Origin of the sequence: Micromonospora sp. D93, assembly GCF_018070365.1 — a bacterium.
Classification (GTDB): Bacteria; Actinomycetota; Actinomycetes; order Mycobacteriales; family Micromonosporaceae; genus Micromonospora; species Micromonospora ureilytica.
Genome location: NZ_JAGPXW010000004.1, coordinates 166,218 through 180,040, shown reverse-complemented (window position 1 = coordinate 180,040; position 13,823 = coordinate 166,218). Strand labels below are relative to the sequence as shown.

Annotated in this window: 11 protein-coding genes; 7 read left to right on the top strand and 4 right to left on the bottom strand. The window is 68.2% G+C overall.

Features of this window, described 5'->3' with window-relative positions; genetic code table 11:
- Window positions 1-81: 81 nt before the first annotated feature.
- Window positions 82-615 (bottom strand): acyl carrier protein, encoded by a 534-nt coding sequence (locus tag KBX71_RS06805; RefSeq protein WP_210817152.1) that lies wholly within the window; start codon window positions 613-615, stop codon window positions 82-84.
- Window positions 616-870: 255 nt separating this feature from the next.
- Between KBX71_RS06805 and KBX71_RS06800 the strand changes: the two genes are divergently transcribed.
- Together KBX71_RS06800 and KBX71_RS06795 are read left to right on the top strand one after the other, a co-directional pair.
- Window positions 871-1,179: a phosphopantetheine-binding protein gene (locus tag KBX71_RS06800; RefSeq protein ID WP_210817151.1), complete on the top strand. Its 309-nt coding sequence runs from the start codon at window positions 871-873 to the stop codon at window positions 1,177-1,179.
- 326 nt (window positions 1,180-1,505) lie between these two features.
- On the top strand, window positions 1,506-4,484 hold the full coding sequence (locus KBX71_RS06795; RefSeq protein ID WP_210817150.1) for a BTAD domain-containing putative transcriptional regulator: 2,979 nt from the start codon (window positions 1,506-1,508) through the stop codon (window positions 4,482-4,484).
- 6 nt (window positions 4,485-4,490) lie between these two features.
- Here KBX71_RS06795 and KBX71_RS06790 read toward each other — a convergent pair whose 3' ends face one another.
- Window positions 4,491-5,960 carry an AMP-binding protein gene (locus KBX71_RS06790; RefSeq protein ID WP_210817149.1) on the bottom strand — a complete coding sequence of 490 codons (1,470 nt, stop codon included), beginning with the start codon at window positions 5,958-5,960 and terminating at the stop codon, window positions 4,491-4,493.
- Between the two features lie 359 nt (window positions 5,961-6,319).
- Here KBX71_RS06790 and KBX71_RS06785 point away from each other — a divergent pair, with 359 nt between their 5' ends.
- The 3 genes from KBX71_RS06785 to KBX71_RS06775 all read left to right on the top strand — a co-directional run bounded on the left by KBX71_RS06785 (window position 6,320) and on the right by KBX71_RS06775 (window position 10,258).
- Entirely contained in the window at window positions 6,320-8,098 is a 1,779-nt protein-coding gene (locus KBX71_RS06785) for a condensation domain-containing protein (RefSeq protein WP_210817148.1), read from the top strand.
- A 53-nt stretch (window positions 8,099-8,151) separates the two neighbouring features.
- Window positions 8,152-9,123: a TauD/TfdA family dioxygenase gene (locus KBX71_RS06780; RefSeq protein ID WP_374102587.1), complete on the top strand. Its 972-nt coding sequence runs from the start codon at window positions 8,152-8,154 to the stop codon at window positions 9,121-9,123.
- Window positions 9,124-9,487: 364 nt separating this feature from the next.
- Window positions 9,488-10,258 carry a thioesterase II family protein gene (locus tag KBX71_RS06775; RefSeq protein WP_210817147.1) on the top strand — a complete coding sequence of 257 codons (771 nt, stop codon included), beginning with the start codon at window positions 9,488-9,490 and terminating at the stop codon, window positions 10,256-10,258.
- A 59-nt stretch (window positions 10,259-10,317) separates the two neighbouring features.
- Here the strand turns inward: KBX71_RS06775 and KBX71_RS06770 are convergent, their stop codons facing one another.
- On the bottom strand, window positions 10,318-10,932 hold the full coding sequence (locus tag KBX71_RS06770; protein ID WP_210817146.1) for a LuxR C-terminal-related transcriptional regulator: 615 nt from the start codon (window positions 10,930-10,932) through the stop codon (window positions 10,318-10,320).
- Window positions 10,933-10,952: 20 nt separating this feature from the next.
- On the bottom strand, window positions 10,953-11,555 hold the full coding sequence (locus KBX71_RS06765) for a LuxR C-terminal-related transcriptional regulator (RefSeq protein ID WP_210817145.1): 603 nt from the start codon (window positions 11,553-11,555) through the stop codon (window positions 10,953-10,955).
- Window positions 11,556-11,901: 346 nt separating this feature from the next.
- On the opposite strand from KBX71_RS06765, the gene KBX71_RS06760 reads away from it, so the two are divergent.
- A complete protein-coding gene (locus tag KBX71_RS06760) occupies window positions 11,902-12,996 on the top strand; it encodes a trans-aconitate 2-methyltransferase (protein ID WP_210817144.1) in 1,095 nt (364 codons plus the stop codon).
- The gene (locus KBX71_RS06755) at window positions 12,993-13,808 is read left to right on the top strand and encodes a 2-keto-4-pentenoate hydratase (RefSeq protein ID WP_247683041.1); all 816 of its coding nucleotides are present in this window, start codon (window positions 12,993-12,995) and stop codon (window positions 13,806-13,808) included. The genes KBX71_RS06760 and KBX71_RS06755 overlap by 4 nt, the downstream gene beginning before the upstream one ends.
- Window positions 13,809-13,823 lie beyond the last annotated feature (15 nt).

Genomic DNA, 13,823 nt, shown 5'->3' with positions numbered 1-13,823 from the left:
TTCACCGAATAGCGACTCCCGCCGACCCGCAGGCCAACCCATACCCGCACACGCGGGACTTGCTGCGGCTCCCCCACTCACTTACTGCTGCTGCAGTACCCGAGGTTCGCTCAGAAGGCCGGCTACACCGCGGATGTGGTAGGTGCTCATGAAGTCGTAGACGTCCAGCGCCGTGCCGAACTCGTCCTCGATCTGCGCAAGGACCTCGACCGCAACAATCGAGTCGCCGCCGAGGTCCAGAAAGTCGTCGTGCACGCCGATCCACTTGAGGTTCATGGTGCTGGCCCAGATCGACAGGAGCCGCTCTTCGACGCCGTCGACCGGACCTTCGAACAGGGTGCATGTGCCGGCAACGACGGCGGACCGGACGTATTCGGTGTCGAGCGTGTTGCCGGCAAGCGGCATGGCGTCGACGAGCAGCACCCCGTCCAATCCACAGCCCGCACCGAGCCGGTCCCACACGTAGCCACGAAGCTCCGGCCCGCTTACGTACTGGGAAAACTCGACCACGCCGATCGTGACGTCCCGATCGTCGTGGCGGATCGTCGTCGCCCGGGCATCACGCACGGCCGGATGCCCCAGCAGGGTGGATGCGAACTCTGCCAAGCCAACCATCAATCCGCTCCTTCAGTAACGGCGGCAATCCGAGCCGTCGGCGCGGATTGACAACAGTCGCCAATGTGCCACCAAAGCTTGAGTGATCGCAGAGAAAAATCGGCAGAAGTTCCGGAAGTGGTTGACTGCCGTTGCTTCTTACCGCCTATCCTTGCCCCGCGCCGGCCAAGCGGACCACAATTCTCCCGAGGGCGGCGGACCTGCGACTGTTCGCTATCCGACGCCATATTGTCACCGGCCAGGGGGTAATGGACGATGAACGAGATCAGCTATGCACAGTCGTCGCTCGCTGAAGAGGACAGGCCAAGCACCACTACGGAGCGGGCCATCGCCGAGGTGTGGGCCGAGGTACTGAATCTCGACGAGGTCGGGCGACACGACAACTTCTTCGACATCGGCGGCCATTCGGTGCTCGCGACGCAGGCCGTGGCCAGGTTGTGCATCGCTCTGGACCGGCAGCTGCCGGAGCGGGCCCTGTTCGACTGGCCGACCGTCGCGACTCTGGCCTCGGCCCTGCCCGGCTACCCCGTCGTCGAACAGATTGCGCCCATCAGGCGCCGGTGAGCGACAGGTCCGGTGAGCTCCGGGACCGAAGCAGCGCTGCCTCATCCCGCGGGTCGGACAAACCGATCAAGCCGGAACCACACGACATGCCGGATCCTCACGACATCGAGCGACCAAACTATCGTTCAGAATTTACCGGGGTTTCGTCCGTCACCGGTCATCAGTAAGACGATCTGCAACCGGTCAAACCGCCCCCGACGAATTGAGGTTACTCGCGGTATCCCTGCTCCGCGGCCCCGCTCGAGTGCGCCCGGTTGCCGACCGAAGAACTTCCGGAACAAAAGTGATTGATGATCGTCGTTCCGTGATACCGTATGCTGGCCGACATGGTGCGAGTCGAGTTCCGGGTTCTCGGAACATTGGAAGCCGTGGTCGATGGTTCCCCCGTGCCGATAACCTCCCCGCGGCAACGTATAGTGCTGGCCAATTTGCTGATGGCCGCCAACCATGTCGTGACCGTGGAAAAGCTGATCGGCGCAGTTTGGGACGATTCCCCGCCGACCAGCGCGCGTGGTCAGATCCAGATCTGCATCTCCGCGTTGCGCCGGGCCCTCGGCAGTCCGGAGATCATCGACACCAGCCCACTCGGGTACTCCATCCGGGTGGACCGTCAGCAACTCGACTACCTCATGTTCGACGACGCTCTCGCCCGGGGCCGGTCCGCCGCAGCCAAAGGTCGGCTGGACGAGGCGCTGACGCACCTGGACCGCGCGATCGACATCTGGTCCGGACCGGCGTTGGGCGGAGTGCCCGGCCGGGCCGCCGAAGTCGTCTCCCACCGTCTGGAGGAGCGGCGGATCATGGCGCTGGAGGACCGCGCCGAGATCCGTCTGGGCCTGGGCGGTCATCGGGAACTGGTCGAGGAACTGGTCGCGTTGACCACGGAGTACCCCCTGCGGGAACGCCTCTGGGGGTTCCGGATGCTCGCGCTGTATCGGTCAGGACGGCAGGCAGAAGCGCTGGCAACGTACCGTACGGCCCGCACCAACCTGGTGGGCGAACTCGGCATCGAGCCGAGCCAGTACCTGCGCAAGCTGGAACGCGCGATCCTCAGCCAGGACAGCAGCATCAGCGGCGAAGTGGACGACAAGCGAACCGAGACCGCCACGAGCGTGCACCGTCCGCAGGAGTTGCCCGCAGATCTGCCGGACTTCGTCGGCCATGCGGCGCTTATCGAAACCCTGACCGCCACGCTGACCAGCGAGGACACCAAACAGGTGCCGATCGCGGTCATCACCGGCGCGCCGGGCTGTGGAAAGACCTCGCTGGCCCTGCACGTCGCGCATCTGTTGCGCGCCAAGTTCGTCAACGGCAGTCTGTACGCCTGCCTCTACGGGAGCACCACGCAGCCACGCTCGACCGAAGCGGTACTCAGCGATCTCCTGCACGGACTCGGCGTCGCCCCGGCGGCGATCCCGGTCGCACCCGGCCAGCGGATCAACCTACTACGGAGCCAGCTCGCGACGCGGCGGCTGTTGATCGTGCTGGACGATGTGGGCAACGAGGACCAGATCGCCGACCTGCTCCCCGGCGTGCCAGGCCCGGCGGTGCTGATTACCAGTCGCCGCCGGCTCGCCGGCATTCCGGGCGCCCGAGCCGTCGACGTCGACATGATGTCGGCCGACGAAAGCCTTACCCTGCTCGGCCAGATCTGCGGAGGGCAGCGGGTCGCCGCGGCGCCTGAGGCCGCGGCGGCGCTGACCGAGATGTGTGGTGGCCTGCCCCTGGCCGTGCGGATCGCCGGGGTGCGACTGGCTGCGCACCCGCACTGGGCCGTCGGCACCCTGCTGGATCGACTGCGTGACGAACGGTCTCGGCTGGACGAACTGTCCCACGGTGACGTCGCGGTCCGCTCGCTGCTCGCTGACGTCTACGAGTCCCTCACCGTGCCGGCGCAGACTTTGTTCTGGCTGCTCAGCGCATTGGAGCTACACGAGTTCAGCGCGTGGACCGCGGCGGCTCTGCTGGACTGCGATTCGAGGCAGGCCACGGCGCTCCTCGACGAGCTCGTAGACGTCCGGCTGCTGGAAGCCCACCTTTCCGCGCTCACCAAGCAACCCCGCTACCGATTCCACGAGCTCGTGCGGGTGTTTGCGAGCGAGCACCGGCTGACGCAGGACGACCGGGAGACCTGCATAGTGGCGGTCAACCGATCGCTCGGTGCCCTGCTCGCCTTCGCCGAGGAGGCTCATCATCGAATCTACGGGGGGCGGTTCGCGGTTCTGCACGGCACGGCACCCCGATGGGCCGGCGCACATGCCGAATTCGACCGCTTCCTCGGCGATCCCACCGCCTGGTTCGACGAAGAGCGCATCACGCTGGAGGTGGCGATCCGCCAGGCGGCGGAGCTGGGGCTGGACGAACTGTGCTGGGAGTTGGCCACCGTATCGGTCGCCCTGTATGAAAGGCGCGGCCTGTTCGCCGAATGGCGTACAACCCACAACACCGCGCTGGAGGCCACCAGCAGGGCCGGCAATCGCCGGGGCGAGGCCGCCGTGTTGGCATCACTCGGCTCGCTGGGCGTAGCCCAACACGCCGAGGACGATGGCGAGAACCTGCTGCACGCGATGAGCTTGTTCGATGCGGTCGGCGATCAGACCGGGGTGGCATTGACGCTGCGCAACCTTGCGCACCTGGACCGGATCCAGGGTCGACCCGACATGGCGGTGCTGCGTTACGGGCAGGCGCTGGAGAAGTTCCGGGCAGTCGGCGACCTGGGCGCACAAGCTCATGTACTGAGTGGACTCGCGCGTAGCCACCTGGATCTCGGAGCCCCGGAGCGGGCCGAGATCCTGGCGAAAGAGTCGATGGCGCTGGGTGAACAGCTGGGAAACCGTCGCCTTCAGGCCCAGGCGTTGTACCGGCTCGGTGAGGTGTTTGCCGATTCAAAGCAGTCGCTGGCTGCGAAGGCTGTCTTCCAGTCGGCACTGGATCTGGCTCGGGCGCAGGATGACCGTATCGGCCAGTCCTACGCCCTGATCGGCCTCGGCGGGGCCACGTTGGAGCAGAACGAGTTCACCGCCGCCGAGATTCACTTCAGCGAGGCTGTCGAGATCTGCCGGATGACGCAGGAGCGGAATGTTCATGCACACGCCCTGTTCGGTCTCGGCCGGGTGTACCTGAGCCGGGGTGAGTTCGATACCGCGGAACACTTCTTCGTGCAGGCCGCGAACGCGTTCGCCATGCAGGAGAACAACCCGTGGCACTCACGTTCCATCGACGAGCTGGGCGCGCTGCGCCGGGCCGCCGGCCGGCTGACGACGCAGAGCAACAAGAACGAGCCTGCCGGCGAGGTGAAGACCTGACCGCGATCAGCCCCGCTGGCCGGCCAGCCGCCAACGTTCGAGCTTTCCGGCGGCCGAGCGCGGCACCTGATCGACGAATGTGACCCGCGTCGGCACCTTGTAGTTGACCAGACCAGCCCGGCAGTGCGCCATCAGCTCACCGGTACTGACCGAGGCTCCCGGCCTGCACACGACGTAGGCGCCGACCGTAGAGCCCAGCACCTGGTCCTCGGCCGCCACCACCACGGCGTCCAGCACCGCGGGGTGTTCCAGCAACTGCGCCTCGACCTCGTTGGGGTAGACCTTCTCACCGCCCACGTTGATCACGTCGTGCCGACGGGGGGCGAGGAACAGATAGCCCTCCGCGTCGAGCCATCCGAAGTCGCCGACGCTGGCGAAACCGTCGGCCGTCGTTTCGAGCAGCTGGCTGCCCAGGTAGGCATCTCCTCTGGAGACCCGACCGGCGCGCATGAACACCTTGCCGATCTGTCCCGGGCCGAGCCGGTTCCCGGCGTCGTCCCTGATGCTGATCTTCGTGAAGAATCCTCGGCCCACCGTGCCCGGCCGCTGCTGCCATTCGTCCCCCCGCACCAGGGTGCCGCCAATGTTCTCGGTCGAGCTGTACACCTCGTACAGGTGTTGCGGCCCGACCAGCTCGATCCACCGCTTCTTGGTGAACGAGTCACACGACGCAGCCGTGTGCATCACCGTACGCACGCTGGCGAAGGACGCCGGGTCGGGCTGGAGGAGCATGAGGATCGTGCGCATGTGTGCCGGGGTCAGCTGGATCCATTCCACGGCGTAGCGCTCGACCAGCTCCACCGTCCAGGCCGGCAGGAAGTATGGCGGCAGAATTGTGGTGTTGCCGTCGAGGAGCCCGTCCAGCAGCGTGGTGAACGGGGCCGCGTGGTGCAGCGGGCCGAGAATCAGTTGCCGCTGACCGGCCCGCCAGCCGGCGCGACGGCGCAGGGGCAACGGCACCTGGTGCGGATCGTAGCCGAGTGGTCCGGGCCGAATCGCGATCTTCGGCCGGCCGGAACTGCCGCCGGTGGGCAGCAGGTAGGCGATCCGGCTGGCCATCGCCGCCGGCGACCGCGCCGGTCGTCCCGGGTCGGCGTCGGCTTCGGCTTCGGCTTCGGCTTCGGCGTCGATGAGTTGGGGCCGCCCGTACGTCTGACCGATGAAGTTGAGGAGCTTTTCCCGCTCGGGTACGGGTGAGGCCGGGTTCAGCGGCAGCAGTGGCAGGTCCGCGGAGAGGACGGCCACGATGTCGACCACCGACTGGATCGTGTTGTTCGCCTCGATCGCGACCACGCCCGGACCGGTCTTCAAAGCGGCGGCGTCCACCAGTGCGTCCGCCCGCCGGCCGCTCCGCTCGGCCAGCTCCCGCCACGTCAGTACCTGCTCGACGAAGTTCTCGTCGAAGCCGACGAGGGCAGGCCGATCGGCTGACATCTCCGCGATATCGGTGATCCGCTGACGGATCGATACGCTCATTCGAGCCTCCCACAATCGAGTGCGTCGTCATCCACCCGGCGGTCGGCGACCTGCCGGACGGGCCGGCCGAGTGGACGAAACGCAGACCCACCCGGCAGACCTTGCCGGCGCACACATGATGGACGCAGATCGATGATGGCCCGGCAGGGCCGGCGCACGCAGAGAACAACCGGCAGAACAGCGCACACGGCCCGGCCCCGAGTCGCTACCGGTCCTTCTCTACTGCGCGGCGTGGAGCGCTCAATAGCCTGGCGCACATGGTCTCACCAGGGCACACCGACAGTGCCGCGCCGAGCACCCGGACGACGCGGACCCACCAGGCAACCGGAACCCGCGCGCCCCGGCGTCGGGGGCGATCGGTGAGCCTGGTCCCGCTGCCACCGGTGACCGTGCGGTTCCACGGAACGCGATCGGCCGAGGGGCCCCTCAACATCGGCCAGTACAACATTCTGCAGTGGCTGCGTCGTGAGTCGGAGCAGTTCTTCGCGGCCGTCGCGGGGGAACTCGACGTTCCGGCCTCGACCGTGGTCGATGACGTCGCCCGGGCACTCGCGGTCCTGATCGAGCGGCACGAAGGACTACGTACGACCTACGTGGACGGCGTCGAACCGCAGCAGTTCGTACACGCCACCGGCGAGCTTGTCGTAGAGGTCTACGCGATCGAGGCCGCTGACCCACAACTCGTCGACCGGGCGAGCCTGGCCAGGGACCTCACCCGGCGGTTGCGCGCCGCGGGGGCGTACCGCATCGGCGAACTGCCGGTCCGGGTCGCCGTCGCGGTGTCATCCGGTGCGGCGTCCACCAGCTCCGCCGGGGTGGTGCAGGCCGCGGTGATCGGCTGCTCGCATCTCGCGGTCGACTATCAGGCCATGGAGATCATCAAGCGGGAGTTCGCGGACCTGATCCGTGACCGCGATGCACGACCGGCCGGCGGACCACCAATCCAGCCGTTGGACCTGGCCGCCCTGGAACGTTCGCCCAAGGCCCTGCGGCACGAGGAATCGGTGCTGAGCTACTGGAAAGACCGGTTCTCCCGCATGCCGCAGTGCCTGTACCCGGTCCCGCGGGTCGCCGCCGGCACCGGGTCGGTCTCCGTCGAGATGACCTCCACCGCAGCCGGGATGGCGTTGCGAGCGGTGACGGCGCGCACCAGGACGAGTCGCGCCAGCGTCGTGCTGGCGGCGATCGGCGCGGTGCTCTCGCACCGGACCGGCGTACAGGAACTCGTGCTCCCCACCCTGTCGGCCAATCGTTTCGAGCCGCACCTTCGGCAGCACGTCGGCAGCCTCGCGCAGCTCGCGTCGATCACGCTCACGATCAGTGACACCACCTTCGACCGGCTGGTCCGGCAGGCGTGGGCTGCTGTGGTCGACGCGAGCCGGCACGGCCGTTACGACGTGGACCGGCAGAGTGCCATCGCACGCCGCACCGAGCACGAGCGCGGCGTCGTATTCGATTGCGAACCGTTGTTCAACAACCTTGTCATCGAGTCTGGTCGGGCGGCAGGACGGGCCACGGCACCGGTACCCACGCCGGATGAACTGGTCGCCGCGCGACGCACGACGCAGCTGCGGCGGCAGCCGATGCCCGCCGGCACCACGCTGATCCGCTTCGATCTCTACGGCACCGACGGGCAGTTGCGTCTCGGCTGTTGGAGCAGCGACACCAGCCGCATCCCCGACGACGAGGTCGAATCGCTGCTCCTGGCGGTCGAGAACCTGTTGATCGCGGCCGGGTCCGCTGACCTCGGCGCCCGAGGGATCCGCGACTCGATCCCGCTCAGCCCGGTACAGCGGGGCCCCGGCTGGCTGCTCGTGGACGGCTGCTGGATCGAGGTGGCCGAGGTGCAACGGTTGCTCGACGACAGCCTGCCGTCGACCGGTGCCAGGATCTTCGCGGAGGTGGACGGCCTGCCGTTGGTCGCTCATCTGGCGCGGACCGAGGCCATCCGCACCACCGAACAGGCCCACGCCGCTTGCCTGGCAGCGGTGAAGGCGTATCCGACGGCGATGACACCACGGCGCTACGTCATCTGCGAACGCGTCCCGGACAACCCCGACGACCCGGCCGCCTGGCTCGACGTGTGCCGCCAGGGATCCGGCCGAGACGTCGGAGCCGGCGACCCGGGGCCCTGCTGATCCGACCCGACCACCAGATGCAACGAAGGGAGCCGATGGTGACCACGAGCAACATCACGCCCGTACGCCTCATACCCGCGGTGTCAAGCGATGAGTCGACACTGCCCGCTGTGCTTACCGCGCCCAGCGGTGGCGCACCGGCCGAGAGTCAGATCGCCGGGATCCGGGAATCGGTCCGTCGACAGCTGCACACCCACGGCGCGGTCCTGCTGCGTGGCTTCGACATCGGCGGCGTCAGCGGGTTCGAACGGGTCGTCCGGGCGGTGTCCGGTGCGCCGCTGTCCTACGCCGAGCGGTCGTCACCGCGTAGCACCATCGAGGGCCAGGTCTACACCTCGACGGACTACCCACCGACCGAGGAGATCTTCCTGCACAACGAGAACTCGTACCAGGCGACCTGGCCGTTGACGCTGTTCTTCTACTGCATCACCCCGCCCGACACGCAGGGTGCCACGCCGCTGGCCGACACGCGCCGGATCCTACGGTCGATCGATCCGAGTGTGCTGGAGGAATTCACCCGGCGCGGCTGGACGGTGGTGCGCAACTTCACCGAGGGCTTCGGGGTGCCGTGGCAGCAGGCGTTCAACACCACCGACCGGGCGGAGGTCGCGCGCTACTGCGCGCGTAGCGGTGTGGAGGTCCAGTGGGTCGGGCGCAACGGCCTGCGTACGACGGCCCGCCGCCGGGCGGTCCACCAGCACCCGGTGACCGGCGAGACCGTCTGGTTCAACCACCTCACGTTCTTCCATGTGACCACGCTGCCCGAGGAGGACTGCGAGGGGCTGCGGGAGATGTTCGACGAGGCGGACCTGCCCACCAACACGTACTACGGCGACGGCGGGCGAATCCCCGACGAGGTCGTGGCGCACCTGCGCGACTGTTACCGAGCCGCCCAGCGCCGCTTCGACTGGGAGCGCGACGACGTACTGATCGTCGACAACATGCTTGCGGCTCACGCCCGTGAGCCGTTCACCGGGCCACGCAAGATAGCCGTGGCGATGGCCGAACCACTTCCGGCTTCGTGAGGAAGGTGGCACCTGACCGACGGAGGGACACCGCTGCGGCGGCCCTCCGTCGGCCTGCCCGGGAGAGGCTGATCAGCCCCACGGCGTGTCGCCGGCAACAGCGACCACCGTCGTGGCCGACGAGACGATCAGGCGCGGACCGGAAACCATTGAAACTAGCAACTCAGTACCCCTTGTCTGCTTCGGTTCTTGTGCCGGCTGCCGCCGACAGGAACGAAGCTATGGCCGGCCGTTTTCGGCTCCCCATCACGACGCTTTCCTCGCCGGCCGCTGCCTACCCGATCGGCGATAGCGGTGTGGAGGCGCCCGGGACGACGGTTGAGCAAGAATTGCCTACTCTCCGTCAACGAAGGCGACCCTCCTCATGGCCTCATGGTTGGACCAGCGGACCGCTCCGCATGTCGACACCGCAACGCTGATCTGCATACCCAGCGCCGGTAACGGTGACTTCCAGTTCGACCGATGGCCCGACACCGTCGGCCCATGGCGCGTTGTCCGCCCGCCGGTCGTGGACGACCTGGGCGGCGAAGCACCGGGAACGCGGTCTGCGGCCCAGCCCTCTTCAGGGTTGCCGGAGCGGGCCGCGGAGCTGGTGGCGGACCTCAAGCGCCGGGGGGTCGAGAAGTTCGCGTTGTTCGGCCACGAGGGTGCCGCGCTGCTCGGCTACCAGGTCGCGGTCGAGCTGGACCAGCGGGGAGCGCCGGCACCGCTGCGCCTGTTCATCTCGGGCTGTCCCGCACCCCAGTACCTCAGCCGCTATGCCGGCGAGGCGCACACCGAACCGACCGACGACGAACTGACCGAGCGGGTGCTGGCGACCGCAGTGGCCATGGGCACCATCCCGCTGCCGTCGATCGTCGCGGCCGGCGCACGGGCGCTCCGGGCCGAACTGGCCGCGTTGCGGGCCTATCAAGTGCCCCACCCGGCGCCGCTGCGCTGTCCGCTGACCGCGATTCGGTGGCTGGACCAGGGCATCGAGGCGAAGGTGGTGGCCGGCTGGTCGGCGTACGGGGACACCGATCTGGTGCAGTTGCCCGGATCCGGATTGAGCTATGCGACCGAGCCGGCCGATCTGTTGCGGGTCATCGGTGACCGGATGCCGGTCGCTGACCGCCGTCGGCCAGCCGAGTGGTGACGACGGCACGGTCGCCTCGCCCGCGCAGCTGCACGCCGGTGTGCACCCACGGGACGAACTCAGATCAACCCGGCCGCTACACCACAGGCCACGGCGTGGGCGCGGTTGCGAACCTGCAACCGCGCCATCATGTCGTAGATGACGTTCTTCACCGTGTGGTTGGAACACAGCAACGACCGGGCGATCATCGCGTTGTCCTGGCCCTCGGCCATCAACGCAAGCACCCTCGTCTGACGGGGCGTCAGCGGCGACCGGCCGGCCGTCCAGGACGTGGTGGCCTGGTTCGGCGTACCGGTGCCACCGAGCACCCCCACCAGCACCTCGTGCGGCAGCCGGACCTCCCCGTCCCGGGCGGCCTGCACCGCAGCGGCCAGTCGGCCCGGAGTGACGTCGGCGAAGCGGAGCATAACCAGAGTCCCCGAACGCAGTACGCGTACCACGTCCATCGGTGAGAATCGGTCGGCGACCAGCAGCGTCCGCTGCGCCGTGGACCGCGGCCGCGCCGGACACGCCGTCAGCGCCTCATGCGCCGTGTCGACCGCCGTGACGATGACGGTGTCCGGTGATTCGTACGGGTCGGGCACGGGTGTGACGCCGGCACGCCGCAGCGCGGCCAGCACCTCGGCCCGGATGGTCGCGTTCGAGGCCACCACATGTGCGGTCAATGCCATCATGATCTTCTCCTGTTCGCCGTTCACAACATCCCGGCCCGCAGGGCGAAGGCCACCGCGTGGGCCCGGTTGCGCAGCCGGAATCGTCGCGTGATGTCATGCACGACACTGGTCACCGTTCGCGTCGAGTAGCACAGCTCCTTGGCGATCTCACCGGTCTCCCGGCCCTCGGCGATCAGCCGCAGTACCGCGCGCTCGCGGTCGCTGATGTTCGACGCCAGGGTGCCGGCCGGAACCGCCGGCGCGGCAAGCAACCGGTCGAGCATGTCCGGCGAGACCGTGCAGTCCCCCTCACCGGCGGCCAGCACGGCGCGGGTGAGTCGCTCCGCAGTCGCCTCCCGGCGCCGAAGCAGGCCGCGCGCACCCGCCGCGATGGCTCGCAGCGCGTCAGCCGGCTCCACCTCGGGCACGACGAGCACCACCTCGGGCCGGTCTGCGCCGGTGCGGACGGCCCGCACCGAATCCAGCGCGTCCTGGCCCAGATGGTCGACCACCAGGACCGTGACCGCCGCCTTCTCCCGCGTCGTCACCACCGCGATGTCCGGGCACCCGAGCATCGCGCTCGTCACGCCCGCCTCCAGCACCGGGTCGGTCGCCATGACGTTGACCCACATCGGTTCGCCCATCACGCCTCCTTCGTCGTCACGCCGGGGCCTGGCGTGGCGTCGGAATTTCCTGGCCGGATGGTTCCGCGACGAACTAACAGGTCGCTGTCGACTCGCTGTCGACTCGCTGTCGGCCGCCGGCGCGGCCTGATAGCGGAGCATCGACTCGCCATCGTCGCGTCAGCGCCGGTCGTCCTGCCCGTAAGGCGACGGGCCGGCTGCGCCGGCGGCCGACCCGGTGGCGGCAGCCTTCCCGTATGTCTGCCGACTCTTCTCTGCAGGCGATCCGTGTCTCCGTGACACATTGACATCCGTTGTAGATCCGTGCCGAGAACGTCGATTGCGACAGTTACGGAAGGAGCGGTTGATGGAGGCCGTCAGCCCATCGCCAGCTCTCCTACCTGGACGGACGCGAATCGGAAGAGCAAGGATCGGTACCGAAAAGTCGCCGAATCAGCAGGATGTGGGTGAACCAGTGATTAGTTCTGACGTCAGTGACATCGCCGCAGACCTTGCGGCGAACGCCACTCTTCTGGAGATCGCCGAGAATCTGGGACTTTCGCCGCTACTCGATCGCGGGACGCCGTTCACGCTGGCCGAGGCAACGACCGCGACCGGCGTTCCCGAAGCTCGCGCTCTCCTCTTCCTGCGCGCCATGTCCGCCGCCGGGCTGCTGGAGCGCGACGCCGAGACCGGGCCGTTCATGCCCTGCGCGGAGCTCGCGGACCGGCGGTACGAGGCGGGCTATCTCTCCTGGTCGCTCAACGCGAACCGGCCGTACATCGATCACGCGGAGCGGTTTCTGCGTGAGCCGGACGCGGCCGGCCGCCAGCACCAGCGCGACGGCAGACGGGTGGCGGTGTCGTCCCGCTGGATCGGCTCGCGCGGTTTCTATCCCGGAGTGCTGTCCGAGATCATCAGCCGCAAGCCCCGACACATCGTCGATCTCGGCTCCGGCGCGGGCGCGCTGCTGATCCGGCTGCTGACCGAGCTGCCCACCAGCACCGGCGTGGCCTTGGACCTCAGCCCGGGAGCGTGCGAGGAGGCCGAACGCGCCGGTCGCCACGCCCAGGTGGACGACCGGCTCAGGGTGGTCAACCGGTCCGTCGAGACGCTCGTCGACGACCCCGCTCCACTCGACGGCGCGGACATCATCCATGCCGGCTTCGTCATGCATGATGTCGCTCAGCATCCCGAGGTCTTCGCAAGCGTCCTGCGGGCCTGCCGCGAGCACCTCGCCGACGGCGGCTGCCTGGTGGTCACCGACGCGGTGCCGTACGTGGACACGCCGGGCGAGCGCGCCTTCAGCGCCCTCTTCAGTTACCTGCACGAGACCTCGATGGGCGTACGGCTGCCGACCGAGGACCGGTGGTGCGAACTCTTCCGGCAGGCCGGTTTCTCCGAGGTGGCCACCACCACCCTGGGAATGCCCGGCAGCCGCCTCTTCGTGGCCACGCGATGAGCCGGAACGGCGGAGCAGCGACGCTGGCGGAGCACGACGCCGAGCGCATGGCCATGGCCCTGTACGAGGCACGGAGCAACCGCGTGCCGATCGCTCCGTTCACCGACGCCTGCCCCACGCTCGACGCGGCCGGCGGATACGCCGTCCAGCGCCGGCTGACCGAACTGCTGATCGCCGACGGCGAACGGGTGATCGGCTACAAGGCCGGGCTTACCTCCGCCTCCATGCAGGAGATGTTCGGGGTCCACGCCCCGGACTACGGCCCGGTGTTCGCCTCGACCGTCCGCGCGGACGGTGCGTGCTTCGCTCGCGGCGAGTTCATCTCGCCGAAGGTGGAAGCCGAGATCGTCTTTCGGCTGGCGAGGCCGTTGACCGGTCCTGGCGTCACCGTGGAGCAGGCCCACGCGGCGATCGGAGAGGTCATCGCCGGTCTCGAGATCGTCGACTCCCGGATCACGGATTGGCGCATCCGGCTGGGCGACACGATCGCCGACCTCGCCTCGAACGGCGCGGCCGTGCTGGGACGCTCGATCCCGGCCAGCGCGGAGCTGGACTACCGGCTCGTGCGAATGGCCTTCCGTCGCAACGGGGAGTTGGTCGCGGCCGGTCAGGGCGCCGACGCCCTGGGCAACCCGGTGGCGGTGGTGGCGCTGCTGGCGAACCTGCTGGGCGAAAGTGGCGTCACGTTGGAGGCCGACCAGTTGATCATGACCGGTGCCCTGCACGCCGCGGTCCCGTTGAGCCCCGGTGACACCTACACCGCCGAATTCGATCATCTGGGCTCGGTCACTCTGCACGTCACCAATACGTAGTCCGACGCGGGTAGA

Excerpts from the sequence above, each read along its gene's own strand:
- KBX71_RS06795 (WP_210817150.1), top strand. The coding sequence starts at position 1,506 with ATGGTGCGAGTCGAGTTCCGGGTTCTCGGAACATTGGAAGCCGTGGTC.
- KBX71_RS06800 (WP_210817151.1), top strand. The coding sequence starts at position 871 with ATGAACGAGATCAGCTATGCACAGTCGTCGCTCGCTGAAGAGGACAGG.
- KBX71_RS06775 (WP_210817147.1), top strand. The coding sequence starts at position 9,488 with ATGGCCTCATGGTTGGACCAGCGGACCGCTCCGCATGTCGACACCGCA.
- KBX71_RS06770 (WP_210817146.1), bottom strand. The coding sequence starts at position 10,932 with ATGATGGCATTGACCGCACATGTGGTGGCCTCGAACGCGACCATCCGG.
- KBX71_RS06765 (WP_210817145.1), bottom strand. The coding sequence starts at position 11,555 with ATGGGCGAACCGATGTGGGTCAACGTCATGGCGACCGACCCGGTGCTG.
- KBX71_RS06755 (WP_247683041.1), top strand. The coding sequence starts at position 12,993 with ATGAGCCGGAACGGCGGAGCAGCGACGCTGGCGGAGCACGACGCCGAG.
- KBX71_RS06790 (WP_210817149.1), bottom strand. The coding sequence starts at position 5,960 with ATGAGCGTATCGATCCGTCAGCGGATCACCGATATCGCGGAGATGTCA.
- KBX71_RS06760 (WP_210817144.1), top strand. The coding sequence starts at position 11,902 with ATGGAGGCCGTCAGCCCATCGCCAGCTCTCCTACCTGGACGGACGCGA.
- KBX71_RS06805 (WP_210817152.1), bottom strand. The coding sequence starts at position 615 with ATGGTTGGCTTGGCAGAGTTCGCATCCACCCTGCTGGGGCATCCGGCC.